16 protein-coding genes are annotated in these 17,316 nt (G+C 68.4%); 8 read left to right on the top strand and 8 right to left on the bottom strand.

Translation table 11 applies throughout. The features are described 5' to 3' along the window. Window positions 1-105: 105 nt before the first annotated feature. Complete coding sequence (locus tag HUW46_RS47030) at window positions 106-486, bottom strand: hypothetical protein (protein WP_215545085.1); 381 nt, start codon at window positions 484-486, stop codon at window positions 106-108. Window positions 487-1,158: 672 nt separating this feature from the next. Continuing rightward, window positions 1,159-1,575: a histone-like nucleoid-structuring protein Lsr2 gene (locus HUW46_RS47025; RefSeq protein WP_215545084.1), complete on the bottom strand. Its 417-nt coding sequence runs from the start codon at window positions 1,573-1,575 to the stop codon at window positions 1,159-1,161. Between the two features lie 750 nt (window positions 1,576-2,325). Here HUW46_RS47025 and HUW46_RS47020 point away from each other — a divergent pair. Both HUW46_RS47020 and HUW46_RS47015 read left to right on the top strand, forming a co-directional pair. After that, window positions 2,326-2,868, top strand: coding sequence for a hypothetical protein (locus HUW46_RS47020; RefSeq protein WP_215545083.1), 543 nt, complete (start codon window positions 2,326-2,328; stop codon window positions 2,866-2,868). Window positions 2,869-3,349: 481 nt separating this feature from the next. Continuing rightward, window positions 3,350-4,198: an SAM-dependent methyltransferase gene (locus tag HUW46_RS47015; RefSeq protein WP_215545082.1), complete on the top strand. Its 849-nt coding sequence runs from the start codon at window positions 3,350-3,352 to the stop codon at window positions 4,196-4,198. A gap of 569 nt (window positions 4,199-4,767) precedes the next feature. Here the strand turns inward: HUW46_RS47015 and HUW46_RS47010 are convergent. Then, window positions 4,768-5,043, bottom strand: coding sequence for a hypothetical protein (locus tag HUW46_RS47010; RefSeq protein ID WP_215545081.1), 276 nt, complete (start codon window positions 5,041-5,043; stop codon window positions 4,768-4,770). A 555-nt stretch (window positions 5,044-5,598) separates the two neighbouring features. Here HUW46_RS47010 and HUW46_RS47005 point away from each other — a divergent pair. From HUW46_RS47005 to HUW46_RS46995, 4 genes are all read left to right on the top strand, one after another. Then, entirely contained in the window at window positions 5,599-6,189 is a 591-nt protein-coding gene (locus HUW46_RS47005; protein WP_215545080.1) for a hypothetical protein, read from the top strand. Beyond that, on the top strand, window positions 6,152-6,700 hold the full coding sequence (locus tag HUW46_RS47000; RefSeq protein ID WP_254125605.1) for an SAM-dependent methyltransferase: 549 nt from the start codon (window positions 6,152-6,154) through the stop codon (window positions 6,698-6,700). Before HUW46_RS47005 ends, HUW46_RS47000 begins: the two co-directional genes overlap by 38 nt. Beyond that, window positions 6,679-6,825, top strand: coding sequence for a hypothetical protein (locus HUW46_RS49210; RefSeq protein WP_442860900.1), 147 nt, complete (start codon window positions 6,679-6,681; stop codon window positions 6,823-6,825). The genes HUW46_RS47000 and HUW46_RS49210 overlap by 22 nt, the downstream gene beginning before the upstream one ends. Before the next feature lie 380 nt (window positions 6,826-7,205). Then, the gene (locus HUW46_RS46995) at window positions 7,206-7,721 is read left to right on the top strand and encodes a hypothetical protein (protein WP_215545079.1); all 516 of its coding nucleotides are present in this window, start codon (window positions 7,206-7,208) and stop codon (window positions 7,719-7,721) included. Between the two features lie 579 nt (window positions 7,722-8,300). Here the strand turns inward: HUW46_RS46995 and HUW46_RS46990 are convergent. After that, window positions 8,301-8,648, bottom strand: a complete 348-nt coding sequence (locus HUW46_RS46990; RefSeq protein WP_215545078.1) for a hypothetical protein — start codon at window positions 8,646-8,648, stop codon at window positions 8,301-8,303. 1,073 nt (window positions 8,649-9,721) lie between these two features. Between HUW46_RS46990 and HUW46_RS46985 the strand changes: the two genes are divergently transcribed. Then, window positions 9,722-10,105 carry a hypothetical protein gene (locus tag HUW46_RS46985; RefSeq protein ID WP_215545077.1) on the top strand — a complete coding sequence of 128 codons (384 nt, stop codon included), beginning with the start codon at window positions 9,722-9,724 and terminating at the stop codon, window positions 10,103-10,105. Between the two features lie 194 nt (window positions 10,106-10,299). On the opposite strand, the gene HUW46_RS46980 is transcribed toward HUW46_RS46985, so the two are convergent. Both HUW46_RS46980 and HUW46_RS46975 read right to left on the bottom strand, forming a co-directional pair. Further along, entirely contained in the window at window positions 10,300-10,722 is a 423-nt protein-coding gene (locus tag HUW46_RS46980) for an ArsR/SmtB family transcription factor (RefSeq protein ID WP_215545076.1), read from the bottom strand. Beyond that, window positions 10,674-11,318 carry a hypothetical protein gene (locus HUW46_RS46975; RefSeq protein WP_215545075.1) on the bottom strand — a complete coding sequence of 215 codons (645 nt, stop codon included), beginning with the start codon at window positions 11,316-11,318 and terminating at the stop codon, window positions 10,674-10,676. Before HUW46_RS46975 ends, HUW46_RS46980 begins: the two co-directional genes overlap by 49 nt. A 120-nt stretch (window positions 11,319-11,438) precedes the next feature. Between HUW46_RS46975 and HUW46_RS46970 the strand changes: the two genes are divergently transcribed. Continuing rightward, the gene (locus HUW46_RS46970) at window positions 11,439-12,386 is read left to right on the top strand and encodes a hypothetical protein (protein WP_215545074.1); all 948 of its coding nucleotides are present in this window, start codon (window positions 11,439-11,441) and stop codon (window positions 12,384-12,386) included. Between the two features lie 71 nt (window positions 12,387-12,457). On the opposite strand, the gene HUW46_RS46965 is transcribed toward HUW46_RS46970, so the two are convergent. Next, on the bottom strand, window positions 12,458-12,751 hold the full coding sequence (locus HUW46_RS46965; protein WP_215545073.1) for a hypothetical protein: 294 nt from the start codon (window positions 12,749-12,751) through the stop codon (window positions 12,458-12,460). A gap of 452 nt (window positions 12,752-13,203) precedes the next feature. Next, the gene (locus HUW46_RS46960; RefSeq protein ID WP_215545072.1) at window positions 13,204-16,530 is read right to left on the bottom strand and encodes an error-prone DNA polymerase; all 3,327 of its coding nucleotides are present in this window, start codon (window positions 16,528-16,530) and stop codon (window positions 13,204-13,206) included. Window positions 16,531-17,316: the final 786 nt, after the last annotated feature.

Genomic DNA, 17,316 nt, shown 5'->3' with positions numbered 1-17,316 from the left:
AAGCGCCCTGGTGCCGGTGCGCGTGGGCAGTTGGCGCGCACAGCGTCGCACCTCGCGGCGGGCCAAAGGGACCTTGCCGCGCGGATCGTGATCAAGAGACGAGCGCTACGTGAGCTCGGACAGCTCACCGAGGCCGCGGTCCCACGCTGTATAGCGGTCGACCCGGGCGATCTGTTCGACAACGTGTTGTACATCGACCGCGGCGAATGCCAATTCGAAGTCCACGTCAGGTAGGCGAAGGACCGTTTGCCATACCCCGGGCCCGACAAGCCGTACCCAGGCGTGCGCACTCGAGGACGGATCGGGTTCGCCACGGAGAACGCAGGGATTGATATGCCAGGTCGGTTGATCATCGTCGTCGAGAGTTACGGTCACCTCGCGTCGCTGGCTGGGTTCATAACGCAGGATCGCGATAACGTTGGTCGCGGTTTTCCCGGGTGTGTGTCGCACCGTCACAAGCCATGTCTGGCACATCGCCTCGATCACAGTGCCTCTTTCCCCTGGTCCACGATCGTCCACTTGCGACACCGCTGGCACAGGCCTATCGCCTCGGATGAACACACCGGTCCCCGCGGTACGGACGCTGCTCACGGCGCGGTCGTCCGACCGATGCGCTACGGTACGGGCCACGGAATCGTGTACTGCCACGAGAATCCGCTCTGGGGATTCGCCTGTATCTCGTGATCCATTGTACCCGGCGGACGGCGACCCGGTGTTGAATATCAGTCGTACACACACGCGAGAGTGCACTGCGCCGTACGGACAGCGATGCACACCTGATCAGCGGACGCCGCGCGTGGGCGTGCGGGGCGGGGAGGGGGAGAGACGAAGGAGGTGTGGTGTTGGCGGATCGCGGAGCGCCACGTCCAGCAATGCGTGCGAAGGCCGCACGGTCTAATTCGCCTCCTGCATGGGCAAGCAGGCCACCGGTGGCATGCAACACCAAGGCCAGTTCGCGCCGTCGCTGCCACCGGCGGCCGGGTTCCGTGTGGACGACGGGGTACCGAAACTGTGGACCGACTCCACGGCCATCCTGGGTGTGTCGAACACGGACACGATCTCCGTCACCGTGCGGGCTTGCTCGTCGGCCGTGTCGGACAGACTGAGGTGGGGTCCGGTGCGGACACAGTGACCCCACCCGGGCGCACGTCCAGTCAGCTACGCGGCGGCAGCCTTTCGGCCACGCTTGGTGGTGCTCCGCGTCCGCGCGGGCTTCGCCGGTGTTTGTTGCGCCGCGTCGTACTCCGCGATGACGTTCGCGGGGATACGACCACGTTCGGACAGCGCGTAACCGTTTTCCTCTGCCCACGCGCGAATATCTTGATTCCTCTGCCGCTGCGCCGGAGTCGGAGGCGCGGACCTGGCCGCCCCCGTGGTGATCCCGCCGCGTCGCTTGCGGCCACCGGCCCGACGCCCACGTTCGACATATTGCGCGAGGGCATCGCGCAATTCGTCGGCGTTGTCCCGGCTGAGATCGATATCGTAGTCGACACCGTCGAGCCCGAAGCGCACCGTCTCGGCCGCCTCGCTCCCGTCGATATCATCAACCATCTCGACGCTAACCTGCTGTGCCATTCTTGTTCTACCCTCCAGTGTTGGTGCGGCGCTCGAGGGGAGTGACGCCGACGTGTCTACTTTAGCCGCTGTGGTCGTCGACAGAGAGAGGCGGGAGGGCTGAAATATTCCCGCAACCGCACGAGGGGCCTCGCAGCGACCTGAGCGGGCTTTTTCGAGACAGAAATTGCCTGGCCCGTGCCGTTGCCGGTCTTCATGGTCAGCGAACGACCGATACCGATGCGAGCCACACAGGATCGCCATGACGTGATCGCACGACATTGGCTGCCCCGGCCCTACCCCGTCCTGTCCGCCGCGGCCGGTACGTTGCCCGTGCCGCACAGCGCGGCCTACCTTCCTGACTTGCCCCAGAGTTTCCGGCGACGTCGCACTTCGTCTGCGTCGATAATCGTGCGCCGCGATGGTCACGCGCTCGGAGCGGCGGTTGATACCACACAGCGGCGCCGGAGAAGAATCACCGTGCCACCGAATTTGTTGCGTACCGCCGACACGACACGCGGTCACCCGTTCAGCTCGCGACGCGGCCCAGCACTTCGATCGCGGGTGTACCTGATGGCGCTGCAATTGCCCGGCGCTGCACTGAACGCCGGTCGCCGCGGTGTCCCGGATCCGATAGGAGCGCTGCTCCCGCGGCCAACGATGGTCGCCGCTGTCTATGGTGGATTCGGCGTGGCGTCCGAACTTGTCCGCTCAGCACATTTACGCTTCTCGGCAGGGCGATCCACTCAGGACAGTGCGGAGGACGTCACGATGACCCTGACCCGGCGCTCGCGCAACGATCATCTCGCGACCTGGTACCGCCAGCGGTTTCCCGGCAGCGACGCCGTAGGCCGCTGGGCGCGCGATCGCATCCGGGACCCGCACGTCACCCGCCCACGAAGAAAGATCCCGCGGGATCAGCTGGCCATGGCGGCCGCGGCGTTCCGGCGCCGGCTGATCTGGCTGGTCCAGCCCGCGCCGCCCTATCAGGCACTGCTGGGCACCCTGGCGGCCGAACGCGGCCTTGCCAGGGCCTGCGCGGTCGTCGCCGGATGGGAGAGCGCCACCCGGACCGGACACCTGCCGGACTGGCTGCTGGCACTGCACCAGCAGGCCCAGCTCACTGCCGCCGACCTGCACGCTGGGGCCCTCGACATCACCGACGACGTCGAGCAGCTGCTGCGGCTACTACACACATCCCGCGGCCTGCACCAGCTGCACGCACTCGCCCCCGACACCACCGGATGGCCCGGGTTCGCCGAGCCGGCCATCGCCCCCGGCGCGGAGGACACCGACGGCCCGCCCGCGCCGTAGATGTCGACCGAATGGACGCTGCCCGGTGGTGGGCCGTACCCCCCCCTACAGTGACAGCGAGCGCGACGGGCGCGCCCTCTAACCTCCCCGTTGAGGATGCCGCCCCGGTGAGGGACGTCTGCCCGGCGAGCCCTTGCTGGGCCGCCGGGCAGAGCCTCCCGAGCACCGCACTCGGGGCGCCGAGAAGGCCTGTCCGGCCCGGATCCGACGGCGCATCTCCGCGCATCTGTACGCGGTCCCACCCGGAACACATAACCATGTGGGATCGGGTTCCGGACTCGTCGTCACCGGGCACGGACCGGCGTGACCACCGTATCGGGCGAACCGCCGCGAGCGATGGCGACAGTCCGTGATTCAGCGCGGGCGCTGGCCCGGCGCCCTCGAATCCGGCCGGGCACAATGTGCGTACGCGGCGGGACGGACGGTACTGTACGTCAGGTCACACTGACTGGTTTTCGTTACGACGACAGGATCGCAGCGCATGGACACGCCCGCCCCGCACCTGGTGTCCTCCGGGAGGATCGACCCCACCGTTGCCAGCATCGCCGGCGTCTACGACGCCATGCTGGACGGCAAAGACCACTTCGAGATCGAGGATCGAGTCAGAGACGCGCTCCTGGCGGAATCGTCCGAGATGAAAACGATCGCGCGGGACAACCGTGAGTGGCTGATCCGGGTGACCCGGTACCTGGCCAGGGAAATCGGCATCGACCAGTTCCTCGATTGCGGATGCGGTCTGCCCGCCGCGGAGAACACGCATGAGGCCGCCCGTCGGGTCCGCCCCGGCGTCCGCGTGTACTACGTGGACAACGATCCCGTCGTCGCCGCACGCGGCCGAGCGCTGCTCGAGGAGAAGGACCTCGCGTCCCTGGTGCAGGAAGACCTCACCCAGCCAGACCGGGTGATCGCGGCGGCCGTGGGCGAGGGCCTGGACATGACGCGTCCTCTCGCGCTGCTGCAGGTCTCGACCCTGCAACACGTCGACGACTCGGCCGACCCGGTCGCGATCATGCGCCGCTACATCGACAGGCTGCCCTCGGGCTCCTACGTCGCGATCTCACACTTCTTCGACCCCGAGGACAATGGCCCGTTGTCGGCCTCCGCGCGACGCCTGCAGGACATCATGGTGAGCGGCCCGATGGGCTCCGGGTATTTCCGGACCCGGGATCAGATCGCCGCGATGCTCGACGGCCTCGAGATCGTGCAGCCGGGACCGAACATGCCCCGCGAGCTGTCGCTGCTGCCGGACTGGTGGCAGGACGGGCCACGAGTAGACGAACTGCTCCCGGTGCAGAAACTCCTTGTCGGCGCGCTCGCGCGCAAACCCTGACCGCGTCGCCGATCGGCGACGCTCGCGCCGTCGACCTCCGCCGAAACCCCGTCGACGCCGTGCTCGCCCACGTCGAGCAGTTGCTGGGCGTCGACCTCGACCGCCGGTCGGTGGTACGCAAACGCCGTACGGTCGGTGTCCGGACCGTCCGGGACACGTGGATCCGGATCCAGCCCACAGTGCCCGGGACCGTGAGCGAGCTCCAGGGCGGGGGAACGGCGGCCTCGGCCGGGCTGGACCCGGGCATCGCCAAGCCCGGCTGGTACGGCGGTGTCCGGTGGACCGATCTCGGCACCGGATTCCTCTGGCGTGCCGACGAGACCGAGCTGATCACCGAATCCCCGGTCCGCAGCGCCGGCACGCTCGCCTCCGACCACCTCACCCGGGAATGGTGGACCAGCCTGGACACCTCGCTGGATCGCCTCGCCCGCTCACAGCCCTGCCGGGCGCGGCCGGGATGCCGCGCCACGAACCGATCCCCGTCAAACTCGCTCCGCGATAACGTGGGCCGTCTGTTCACCGAGGGCGGGAGCGGCCCACGGCGTCGCCACAGACAGCGAGATCGCTGGCTACACCGGCAGTTCGGACTCGAAGCGGTAGAACCAGAGAGGTCCGTTGTTGCCCTGCGCGTTGTTCTCGCCGCGTCGATACAACAGCCTGCGCCCCGGAGGCAAGGGAGTTTTGGGGTCCAGTTCCCGTGCGCTGGGTTCCTGGCACATCTCGAAAGTCTCCGGCGGATCCATCGGGTCGCCGTTGATCACCAGCCGATGCTGGTGGGCGTCGCCGCCGACGAGTTCGATTTGAAAGCGCACCATCACAGTGTCCCATGACCCGGGGATGGTCACGCGGAATCGGCACCGTGGGCCCGGACACCAGGGCGGTACGACATCCGGATGTGGTGTGCGGAGCGCCGGTCACGTCAGCTCGAGACCGTTCCTGTCGGCACAGGTGGTCCGCATCGTCCCGCCCCAGGTTGTCGGTGGGCAGGCGCACACTGCGCTGGTGACGCCCTCCCACGCCGCCTCGAGCGCGGACACCGACCCCCTCGACGGGATCGAGGATCCGGACTGGCACACCCTGTCGTGCAACGGCACCAGCACACGTCTGCCCGCGCTGCTGCGGACCGCGGTGCACGGAACCGGTGACGAGGCTGATCGCGCGTGCGATGAGCTGTTCGATTCGCTCTGGCATCAGCACACCGTGTACCCGGCCAGCGGGGTGCTGCTGCCGTTCCTGATCGCGGTGGCCGCTGATCCGCGCTGCGGATTCCGGGCCGAACTCCTCGCATTGGCCGGCTCCATCGGCCTCGAGGTTCGCCGGATCCTCGGACCGGACCCGCTGCCGCGGCTGAGGGTGTCCTGGCCGAGGACGCGCCGGTCGACCCGGACGAACTGGCGTGGTTGCGGGCCGCGCGCGAGTCCCTTGAGGATGCGTGGCCGCGGCTGGTGGTGCTCGCGACGGACGCCGATGTCGCGATCCGGCGTGCGGCGCTGCACGTGCCCGCCAGCCTCGACCGCCATCGCCCCCGCGTCACCAGCGTGCTGCGCGCCGCGATCGACGATCCGGACGCCCTGGTGCGCGTCGGTGCGATCTGCGCGCTCGCCAGGCTCTGCGGCCAGCATGGGGGCGGCCCGGCCGGCGAGGACCGCGCGTGGATGCGCCGAGTCGCCGCCGAACCCGTCCGATGCCCGGCGCCGCGCTGCGTCGCCGCGCTGGTCGCGTGGTCCTGGAACCCCGGCGACACCACCGCGCTCGAGATCCTGGCCGAGACCGTCAGCGATGAGTGCGCGGAACTCGTGCGCGATATCCCCGGACTGAGCGAGGATCTCGACTGGTGGGGCGGATACGTCGGCTGGGCGTGCGCCGAATTTCGCCTGCCCAGTCCGTGCGCGGCGGAACTCGTACGGCGCTGCATGACGGACGGTACCGGCGCCGACGGTGCGGGCCTGCGCGGTGCGCGCGGCACGCTATGTCGCCCTGCGCGACCGTGACACCACGACCGGGATGGCGGACGCGGTCGCGCAGCGGCTGCGCGACACCGACCCTAAGGTGCGGTTGGACGTGGCCCGCGAGTTGGCGCTGTTCGTCGCGGTCAGCCACTCGAGAAACCTCCTCGACGAGCATGGCGATCCTCGCCGCCACGCCGCACTGCACGCCGACCTTCGTGACCCCGACCGGCTCTGGAGGAAGGTGGCCGACACTCGCGTACTCGACCTGGACAAACCTGTCGCGGTCCTGCTCATCGCGGTCCTGCACGTCCAACAGCCCGCCTCGGAACGCAGCGGCGACACCGGTGACGTCGGGCCCGCCGCCGTAGCCCGCTACCGCGAACTCGCTCCCCGCGGCTCCTACCTGGCGGTCTCCCACATCACCGACGAAGGTGTTCTGGCTGAATACAACCAAAAACTGGTTCGGCTCAAAGAGATGTACGACAAAAAAGCAGCCCGGTCATCTGGCGAAAACATCACGAGATCGGCCGGTTGTTCGGTGATTTCGAGCTGATTTCGCCGGGACTCGCGTGGACCACGGAATGGCACCCCGAGGACAGCTCGCCCACAAAACCCGAGCTCACCTTCACCGCTCCGAACGAATCGGTCATCCTCGCCGGGGTCGGCCGCAAACCGTAGCGGGACTTCTATGACGGCGCCCACCTGGACGCCTGCTCACCACCGCACCGTACGATCCGCAACCATCTCCCGCAAACAACGTGCCACCAGTCCATGGCGCTTGCGAAAATCGGCCAGAAGCAGCCCCGGGCGGCGAAGCGCACTCACGGATAAGGCTATGCTGCATGGGTGCCATAACCCCGCGAACGCGCCATCACCGTAATTTCTGAATTCATTGTCGAGCAGGTCGGCTCAGACATCGTCGACGAAGGCGGAGCCCGAGAACAGACTGAGGAACTCGCCGACAAGCTGATCGACGCCAACGTCATCCCGTCGTGATGATCAATGATTCCTACGAGGTCGCTCCTGGCTCTTCCGGTGGAATTCCACTGATCACTGACGTGGTCGAACTCCTGACGTTTCTGGTGCGGCGTTCAACGCCGCTGACCGCGGACGAAGTCGATACCACCCTTGTCCGGGTCGGGCGGTGTGACGGCCCGCTCCTGCTCGACCGGCTCCACCACCACCAGTTGATCACGTCCGACGAGGTGACGCGGTATGTCGGTAACGTGTGGTCGATGGCCGAGTACCCCGACCAGGCTTTGTCGCACACGCGGTGGCGAGAGCTGTTCCGCCTCGCCGGCTACACGGTCGACGGAGTACCAGCGCGCCGCCCCGAATCCGCCGTGCGCCTCTACCGTGGATCGGTCGAAGAGCGCTGCGGCGACTGGTCCTGGACCGATTCCCTCGACGTCGCGGTGCAATACGCCCACGCCGGGATCCGCGGCAGGCCACCCGGCGCGGTGTGGACCGCCCTGGTCACCCCAGAGCACCTGCTGGCGCGGAACACGGGCCGCGACGAAAGTGAGTACATTGTGGACACTTCGCGGGTCGAGATCGTCGAGTTCCACCAGTAATCTGCCTGGGAGACGCCCAGGCGAACGTGGCCGCACGCGTCGACGCCGTGAGGAAGCCGTCCTCGGTGAAGGCATCGGTGCCCGCGGTCACGGGGTACCGTGCCGGCAACGCGGAAGCCACTGCGTTCGGTGACCTCGGAAGGCGCCCGCGTCCGTGGTCGTCGTCGTGGCTCCACCACACCCGTGGCACACGGCGCCGTCCACCGCGGCATGGACGAACGTGGACCGCACGTGCCGCCGAGGATGGCCGCACCGGCATCCGGCATTTGACACCTTCTCCCGCGCGGCACCCGCCGCCATGGGTACCGCCCCAGGGGTTGGCGGGAAGGGCGCCCCGGCGCCTCCGTGCAACGCCGGAGCGAACTCGCACCCGGAGTACCAGCCCCGCTCACCGCCGCCCTACGCGCCCGGGGCGCGCCGGTCATGGGCCGGGTGCGGGCCGGTTCGACGCCAGCGCTGGCAGGGGGTTCCGGTGCGGGCGAGGTCTCGGCTTCGCCGCGGCAGACGGCGGCGCCCGATCGTCATTGTCGCGAGCGTGAACAATCGAGCGTGGCAGCCGGGCGTGCGTCGGGGCTTGGCTTACCTCGTGCTCACATCCGGGTCAGCCACGTGGAGGTCGACACCGTTCTTCCTCAGCTCCTGGGCGAACCGGACGGCGTGCTCGCGCGCACCCGCGAGGACGGCATCATCCTCGTGCTCGTACACCAGCCACGCGGACCGACTGTCGGTCACGAAATCCCGCGCGTCGCTTGATCCCCATTGTTGCGCGAGATCATCGAACGGGGGTCCGATATGGGCGGCGGCGTCGTCGAGAATGCCCTGTATCTTGCTTCGAGCGCAACTCCGTGTCAGCCCGCCCGGGCCACATTCGGGCATAAGGCGTCGACCGTCAAAGAACGGGATCACTTCCATGAAATTCCACGGCATTGTTCCTCCTGAAAATGGTGGCGTGCTCGGATACTGAAAAGGGGAGTACCGTCGGACTGTTCGCCCGAGGATGCACGGATGTGTCAGGTGCGGGGAATGCGCGATCGAGGGTCGCGGGACGGGCGTCCGATCGTGGGGATCTCGCATTCGTCAACGGGGGGCGTGCGGAGCCGGTTACCGGGCTCTCGCGCCGATACTGGCCCGGTGGATCGCGGGGTGTCCAGTCGAGCAAACACACGCTGTCCTCCGCTCCTCCATGGCCCCGACCAGCGACTTCGCCACGCTGACCAGGAGTTGACACAGCGTCGGCGATGCACTCCCGATCTCACCCGGCTGGGCTAATGGCTGAGCACCCGGGGTGCCTGGACATGCCCGCGTGACGTCATCGCCCAAGGGTGTCCAGCATGCCTGCTCGACCACGGCGGTCGCTCACCTCTACCGGCACCGCGACCGCGGCCGGTCCACATCCATGGCCACGGGATCCACCCGATTCATGTCGGCCGCTGTGCGTGCGGCGATGTCATGCCGGTGGCGGATCTGAATCCGGCGGCGGGCCGAGTCCAGAAAACAATCGGCGTGACCGATATGCGATCTGTGATGCCCTGTTCATCGCATGTTCCGAGTTCCCTGACCGAGAATCGCGTTGATGAGTCTCGGGAACCATGGAGCGGACCAGAGTAGCGATATGCACGAGGAAACAGGCCGATCCCCGCACGCCCGGACGCGGGCAGAACCGGCGTCGCCCAGTGGGCATCTCGAATGGCCGCCACGCCGGGGGCAGGCAACAGTGTCACGTCTCCTTCAGGACCGCCCGGGGATGCCCAGCGTCATGGAGTCCCGCGCGCTGTGACGACGGCGCGCCGGTGGTGATCCGGTAACCTCGTCACGCGATCGTGATCGATGCACCAGGCACGATGGCTCACGACAGGGATGAGGTTCCGACGTGACCTCGGCCTCGGCCACGTCGGCTGAACCCTCGCTCGGCCCGTGACCGACCTCGAGCACCACCAGTCGGGTGTTCCCGACGAAGAAACACACCCCGGACGGCAGTTTCATCGACGGAAGAGATCCCGATGCCCACCTACGCCGTGTACCTCACCCAAACCGTGAGCACCACCGTCATAGTCGTTGCCGGCGATCCGGAAGCCGCCGAGGCCGCTGCCTACGACTGTCCCGACATGCCCACGACGATGAGGCCGCGGGCATTCGGCAACGCCAATGTGGACGAGGACGGTACCTGGGCGGTGGAACTCGTGACAGACGTGGACGGGAACGTCGTCGGACCTCGACAGGAGACCAACCACCACGCCACGGCCGATCCCCAGGCCCGGATCAACGAGGCGCTGGCGATCGTGGACAGGATGGTCTCGCAGCTCGTCGATGGTCCGGAACTGAGCGACGCGTTGCGGATCCGCGCGGCCCTCACTGGCGAGGAGTCGGCTCTTCGTCCTCGATGATCGCTATCGGACGAGTTCGTGATTTCCGGCCAGGCGTGGCCCGGCCTGTGTCTGATGTGGATACTCCTCTGATCGGGTGAACGGTCGTTGACCACCCAGCGGCAGCGGTGACGATGGGCGGCCTCATGGATGTGTTCGACACGGGGGACGGGCGTCCGGATCGGAGGTCGCTGCGATGGTGGACGTCGTGGCCGTTAGTCGGGTGTGGCGGCGAGCAGGTCGCGGCCGAGTTGGGTGATCGAGTGCCGGACCGCTTGCCCGTGTCGTCTCCGGGTTGTCAGCCCGGCCTGGCGCAGGATCGTGGTCTGTTCGCTGATCGACGCCGGTGACAGCGCGGCTCGGTGGGCCAGTTCTGTAGTGGAGGCGGGGGTGCGCAGCGCGACCAGGATGGTCGCGCGGGTGCGGCCCAAAGCGCCGGAGAGCCGGGCCACCATCGCCTCTGGAGCGGGCTCGTGCTCGCTGTGGTGCGTCACCGGGTATGCCAGGACCGGTTGCAGCCGTGGATCGATGAACGTGACGGGGACCGAGCGGCAGAAGAAGGACGGGATCAGCAGGAGGCCGCGGCCCTTCAGTAACAGGTCGCGGTCGACTGGGTAGGGGGTCGCAGGGTCGGCCATGACCACTGCAGTGGCGCGGGCAGACCGGCGAGAAGGTTTTCGATGCCGCCCGAGACCGTCTGCGTGGTGCGCGTGCCCTGATCGCGGCGGATTTCGTCGCCGACGTTGTCCCAGATCGGGGACAATAAGAAACGAAAATAGGTCTCCACCTGATCGGCCACCACATTCTGGTAGCCCGGTGAATCGACCGTGGAAAGCAGCGACGCCGCTCGTCGCTCCCCGCCCCTCATCTGCCTGATGTCGAGGCGCATGCGAGAACGAGGCACTGCCCGGATGTGTTCCGCCGCCTCCTTGATCGTCGAGGCGCCGGTCATCGGCGCCTCCGCAGGCGTGAGGAAATCCGGGAAGTCCCCACGGGGCGGAACGAGCATTCCCAGGCTGTGCACCGCATCGGAGACGCCCCGATGCTGGACGATCTCCCTTCGAGCCCTCTGCCACCACGTCCGGTCCCGGGCCGGTGGGCTCGCGGATCGCAGTGTCGACAGGCTCAGCACTACCTCCCACAGCGGGTCTGGCTGCCCCAGCAGGCGCGAGCGCAGCAGGTCCTCAGCCGTGAAGTGGATATTCAGATAATGTCGCTCCCCGTTCACCAGCACTTTTCGGCTCCCTCCGAAACGAGCTTGGCAACCAGTATGGGCAGCGAGCCCCTGGTTCTCCAAGAGATGTCACGGTGCCGTGATCTGATTACGCCCGTGTTCCTGAACTGAGGGGGAATTATGTCCTATTTTCTTGTTTTTGATGCCGAGTGTGCGCCTTGTACCCAGGTGGCGGCCGCCATTCGTGATTTGAAGATCGAGAATCTCTCGGTCGTGTCGCGAACCGACCCGTCCGTGCGGCAGGCTTTCGAACGTTCCGGGCGGGACGTGCCGGGGGTGCCGGCTCTGGTCCGCGTCGAGGGCAACCGGGTCCGCTGCTGGACCGGCATGGCCCTGCGGGTCCGTCTCGCCCGGCTTGTCGGCGTCCACCGCGCGCGCACCCTGGTCCGTCTGCTGGTGCTCGAGGCCAGCGCGAAAGCGCGACGTCGAGGTTCCGGCAAGAGCCTGACCCGACGGCGGCTGCTCGGCGGCGCGGCCGCGGGCGCGGGCCTGGCGATCTTCGCCCGCGGCACGGCCACCGCCGCTGCGGGTGGATCCTCCGGAATGCGTGCTGCCACGTCAGCGGAGCGGGACCGGGCGCTCGCCCGCGCCGAGGTGCGGGAGGCCGCCGCCGTGTGGGGCGTGACCGACGAGCAGACGGTGACGGTGCTGGCGGCGGGAACCAGCGACGAGTGCGTCGCGCTGTCCCATGCCGGGGGAACGACCGTGACCTACCTCGACACCGCCGTGGACTCATCGGCCGCGGTCACCATCGTGACCGACCGGGACGCGGGCGCGTTGAAGTTTTTCCTCCCGGAGGGAACACCGGTCGCCGTGGCCACCCGGGACGGCGACGCCGTGCGCGTGTCGGCAGCCAAGCCCGGTTCCGGTCCCCGCGGTGTCGAGCCGATGGGCCGGGCCGAGTTCGTGCAGTGCATGGTCCTGTGCCTGGGCGCGCATATCGACGGAGACTATGTCGTGTCGTGCATCGGGTGTGCGGCGGGCGGCTTGCTCAGCTGCGCCGCGTGCGCCTACTGCGCTGGACCGAAGGCGGTTCGGTGCGTCAAGCACTGCAGTCACTTCCTGTGACGAGCAAGCTCGGCCGGGGCCCTCGGCAGCGGCGCTCGGCGGCCACCACCTCACGGTAGCCCGCCCGGTGGTCAGTCGTGCACGCCCTCGACAGTCCACATCAGACGGACACCGTCGGCGCGGGCGTGCAGCAGCAGCGCGGTCTCGCCGCCGGTGTCCAGCTCGACCACGGCTTGGATCCGCAGTCCGTGGTAGCCAGTGGCGGTCCACCAGCGTGTGTGGGCGTGCCACGGCCCGGCCAGCCGCAGGCGGTCGGTGAGGGCCACGAGTTCCCCGCTCGGGCCGCGAACGTCGGCGGGCCAGGGCGGATCGGGCGTGGTGGCGGGCGAGGGCGCGGGCACCCGGCCCGGCCACGGCGCGTGCACGTCCTGGTGGGGGGGAGGCGGGGGTCGCCCCAGCGCACGAGGGTGACCCGCTCGCGAGGCCCGCGGCCGCCGTCGAGCACCGCCGTGTACACGCTGTCCGGTCCGAGGAGTCCCTGTACCCGCACGAGCGCGCGGGCGGCGCGCTCGTCGGCGTCGGTGTCGGCGCCGGCGGCCGGGATCGCGGTCTGCAGCGACGCACCCGCGACGGTTTCCGCGGGATCCAGACGCAGCAACACAATCCCGGACGCGGGGCGCCCGTCCGGGGCCCGTGCCGAGATCCAGGCGTCGGCCTGCCACCGCACCCGGTCGGCGATCCCCGCCGCACTGAGCGGCTCGGCCGCGCGCCACAGCCGGGTCCGCGACTGCCCCGATTCGGTAAATGCCTCGATGGCCAGGTGCGTACGTACACGCCAGCGCGCGACGCGAGCTGGGTGTGCAGACGGCTGGGGCTGCTAGCGGAAGTCGCGCGAGGTGGCGGGAAGGCCACGCAGGTTCAGTGGGGTGATGTTGTCGGCGACGAGGGACGCTGTGCCGTGGGCGACTTGGGCGATGCCGCGGATGAGGAGGGCGTTGTGGTTGCGTAGTACGGGTTTGCTGCGCTGGTAGAGCCCGACGCTGATGATCACGTTCGCCATGCCGGTCTCGTCTTCGAGGTTGAGGAAGGTGACCCCGCCTGCGGTGGCGGGGCGCTGGCGGTGGGTGACGGCGCCGCCGAGCAGGACCCGGGTGCCGTCGCGGGTGTCGAGCAGTGCGGCGGCGGGGATGGCGCCGAGGTGGGTGAGGTGGCCGCGGACGAAGGAGACGGGATGGGTTCCGGGGGTGATGCCGGTGGCCCAGAGGTCGGCGGCGGCGACCTCGAGGGCGGTCATGCCGGGGAGAGCGGGGGCGTCGAGTCCGGTGGCGGTGCCGGGAATGTGCTCGGGCCGGGTGGCGGCGGCGGGCCCGGCGGCCCACAGCGCGCTGCGGCGGTCGGGGGAGAGCCCGGCGAGCGCACCGGCGGTCGCGAGCGCTTCGAGCGCGGGGGTGTCGAGTTGGGTGCGGTGGCCGAGGTCGCCGATGCTGGTGTAGGGGCCATGCTCGTCACGATCGTTCACAATGGTCTGGGCGGTGTCGTCGCCGAGGTGGCGGATGGCGGCGAGCCCGAGCCGGACCGCGGGTTCGGACTCGGGGTCGGGGTGGGGTTCGAGGGTGGCGTGGGCGAGGCTGGCGTTGATATCGGGACCGTGCACGAGCACGCCGTGGTTGCGGGCGTCGGCGACGAGTGATTGGGGCGAGTAGAACCCCATTGGCTGGGCACGCAGCAGCCCGGCCAGGAACGCGGCCGGGTGGTAGAGCTTGAGGTAGGCGGAGGCGTAGACCAGCAGCGCGAAACTCATCGAGTGGGCCTCGGGGAAACCGTAGCCGGAGAAGGCGTGGATCTGCTCGAAAACCCGGTCGGCGAGGTCGCCGGTGATCCCGTTCGCGGCAGCCCCAGAATAGAACCGCTCGCGCAGCCGTTCCATCTTCGCGCTGGAGCGTTTGGAACCCATCGCGCGACGCAGCTGGTCGGCTTCGGCCGGGGTGAACCCGGCGACATCGCGGGCCATCTGCATGACTTGTTCCTGGAACAAGGGGACGCCGAGTGTCCTATCCAGACTGTCCTTCAGCAGCGGATGCGCGTGCTGCCACGTTTCTTCACCGCGTCGACGGCGGATGTAGGGGTGGACCGAACCGCCTTGGATCGGGCCGGGCCGGATCAGCGCCACCTCGACCACCAGGTCGTAGAACTCGCGCGGCCGCAGCCGGGGCAGGGTGTCGAGCTGGGCGCGGGACTCGACTTGGAACACGCCGATCGCGTCGGCGGCGCAGAGCATGTCGTACACGCCCTCGTCGGCGAGGTCGAGCCGGGCGAGGTCGATGTGCTGATGCTGGTGTTCGGCGATGAGGTCGATCGCGTAGTGCAGCGCGGAGAGCATGCCGAGGCCGAGCAGGTCGAACTTGACCAGCCCGATCGTGGCGCAGTCGTCCTTGTCCCACTGCAGGACCGACCGGCCCGGCATCCGGGCCCACTCGACGGGCACGACCTCGGACACGGGCCGGTCGGAGAGCACCATGCCCCCGGAGTGGATCCCGAGGTGCCGGGGGAAGTCGCCGATCCGGTTGGCGAGCGCGAGCACTGGCGTCGGGGTGCCGGTGTCGTCGGCTACTGAGGCGATGGCGCCCCACGTCTCGATCCGCTTGCTCCAGGCGTCGCGCTGGCCGGGTGAGTAGCCGAGCGCGGCGGCGGCGTCGCGCACCGCGGAGCGCGCGCGGTAGGTGATCACGTTCGCGACTTGTGCGGAGTGCAGACGGCCGTGAGTGTCGTAGACGTACTGAATGGCCTCCTCGCGGCGGTCGGACTCGATGTCGACGTCGATGTCCGGCGGCCCGTCGCGCTCGGCACTCAAGAAGCGTTCGAACAGCAGGCCCCACTTCACGGGGTCGGCGTTGGTGATGCCGAGGGCGTAGCAGACCGCGGAGTTCGCCGCGGAGCCGCGGCCCTGGCAGAGGATGTCGTTCTCGCGGCAGAACCGCACGATGTCCCACACGATCAGGAAATACCCGGGGAACCCCAGTTTCTCGATGGTGTCGAGTTCGTGGCCGAGCTGCGCGTAGGCGTCCGGCGCGTGTTCGCGGGGGCCGTAGCGGTCGGCGGCGCCGGCCCAGGTCAGCTCGCGCAGGTACGAGGTTTCGTCGTGCCCGTCCGGGACCGGGAAGGGCGGCAGGTCCGGGGCGACCAGCGTGAGATCGAACGCACACTCCACACCGAGGACGGCGGCGGTTTGGACCGCGCCGGGCCAGCGCGCGAACCGCTCGGCCATCTCGGCGCCGGAGCGGATGAACCGCTCGCTGCCGCCGTCGAGCCAGCCGTCCATCTCGTCCAGGCTGCGGCGGGCTCGCACCGCCGCGAGCGCGTCGGCGACCCGGCTTTGCGCGGGCTGGGCGTAGTGGACGTTGTTCGTCGCCACGATCCCGACCCGCTGCTCACGCGCGATCCTCGCGAGCAGGTCGTTGTGCTCGGAGTCGAGCGGGAGCCCGTGGTGATGGAGTTCGACGTATACGCTGGTCCGGCCGAACCGGTCGACCAGCCAGGTCAGCTCCTCGGCCGCCGCGGCGGGCCCGTCGGAGTAGAGGGCCTGGCGCACAGCGCCTTTGCGGCATCCGGTCAGCACCACGCTGTGCCCGCGCAGCTCGTCGACCACCTCGTCGAGGTCGTAGACGGGTTTGCCTTTCTCCCCGCCCGCGAGCTGGGCGTGCGAGATGGCCCGGCACAACCGCCGGTACCCCTCCAGCCCGCGGGCGAGCACCAGCAGATGCTCGCCGTCCGGATCCGGCTTCCCGGATTGCGCGGCGGTCAGCCCCAGGGAGAGTTCGGCGCCAAACAGGGTGCGCATCCCGTACTCCCGCGCGGCGGCGGCGAACCGCACCACGCCGTACATGCCATCGTGATCGGTCAGGGCGATAGCGTCCAACCCTTGGCGGACGGCCTCCTCGACGAGTTCCTCGGGGTGGCTGGCCCCGTCTAGGAAGCTGAAGTTCGAGTGGACGTGCAGTTCGGCGTACGGGGTGCGGACCTCGCCGATCAAGTACTCGTCGACGCGACGGTCGCGGTCACGCAGATCGGGCGGCGGGCCCGCGTACCCGTCACGATGCCGGGTCCACGCCGAGGCGTCGTTGCCATCACCGGGTGCGGCGGGACGACCGGACAGCGTCCTTTCCAGACGGTCCCACGATAGATTCGGTTTGTTACTGAACGACAACCAGCCCTCCACGCCGCGACGACGATCCGCCGAGGGGGAAGCAAGGCGATCGAACCTATGTTCGAGAACGTTGCATCGTGATCTGCGGGAGGCAAGTTGGCGGTGTCCGCACCGCCTGGCTATCGCTGGGGCGAGCGGTAACCACATAGTCGGCTTGATAGCGCCGCAACCTCGATAAGTCCTGTCGGTCAAAGCGGAGCGTGATCATGACCCACCACGACGGTAATCACCCGGATGGGGGAGGACGTCCACGAAGCAGCTGTCGACTGGCGCGCGTGACCCAGAGTCAATGCTCGAAGCCGTTTGCGTGGCCGAGCCGGAGCTTTCCGTGGTGTCAGGACAGTATGGCGAACAGGTCGTGCTGGAGTCGTCTGCATTACGGCTTCCCCGGCTGCCGCACGCTGGAGCGCCGAGGTTCCGGTTTGGTCAACGAGACAGTCGAGAGTGGAGCGCGAACCGTGTTTGGTTCGGGGAGCGAAGCTGCGGCAAGGCCCGCACGGTAATGTCGACCCGGTCGTTGAAGAGCACCGCCGCCGTTGGGGTGGCCTTCTCCGGGGACAGACATGTTCGGCGAAGTACGTTCCTGCGCCACGAGAACTCCCTACCTTGGGTAGTGATCAACGGGCCACAGAGAGTTTGCAACGAGTTCGCCGACAAACAAGGAACGAACGCGCCCGCGACGCCCAAATGAGGGCATCAATAGCTCCTTCCCCTTGACTCGCGCTCGAATCCACATGGGGATCGGGCCAAACGCCGACGGACACCGATTCCGTGTCAGGATCAATG

The organism is Amycolatopsis sp. CA-230715 (assembly GCF_018736145.1).
Classification (GTDB): Bacteria; Actinomycetota; Actinomycetes; order Mycobacteriales; family Pseudonocardiaceae; genus Amycolatopsis.
This window is presented reverse-complemented; position numbering and strand designations above follow the sequence as displayed.

Bases quoted from the DNA above. Each gene is read 5' to 3' on its own strand.
- HUW46_RS46970 (WP_215545074.1), top strand. From the start codon at position 11,439: ATGTCCTATTTTCTTGTTTTTGATGCCGAGTGTGCGCCTTGTACCCAG.
- HUW46_RS47020 (WP_215545083.1), top strand. From the start codon at position 2,326: ATGACCCTGACCCGGCGCTCGCGCAACGATCATCTCGCGACCTGGTAC.
- HUW46_RS47025 (WP_215545084.1), bottom strand. From the start codon at position 1,575: ATGGCACAGCAGGTTAGCGTCGAGATGGTTGATGATATCGACGGGAGC.
- HUW46_RS47015 (WP_215545082.1), top strand. From the start codon at position 3,350: ATGGACACGCCCGCCCCGCACCTGGTGTCCTCCGGGAGGATCGACCCC.
- HUW46_RS46985 (WP_215545077.1), top strand. From the start codon at position 9,722: ATGCCCACCTACGCCGTGTACCTCACCCAAACCGTGAGCACCACCGTC.
- HUW46_RS46980 (WP_215545076.1), bottom strand. From the start codon at position 10,722: ATGGCCGACCCTGCGACCCCCTACCCAGTCGACCGCGACCTGTTACTG.
- HUW46_RS46990 (WP_215545078.1), bottom strand. From the start codon at position 8,648: ATGCCGTGGAATTTCATGGAAGTGATCCCGTTCTTTGACGGTCGACGC.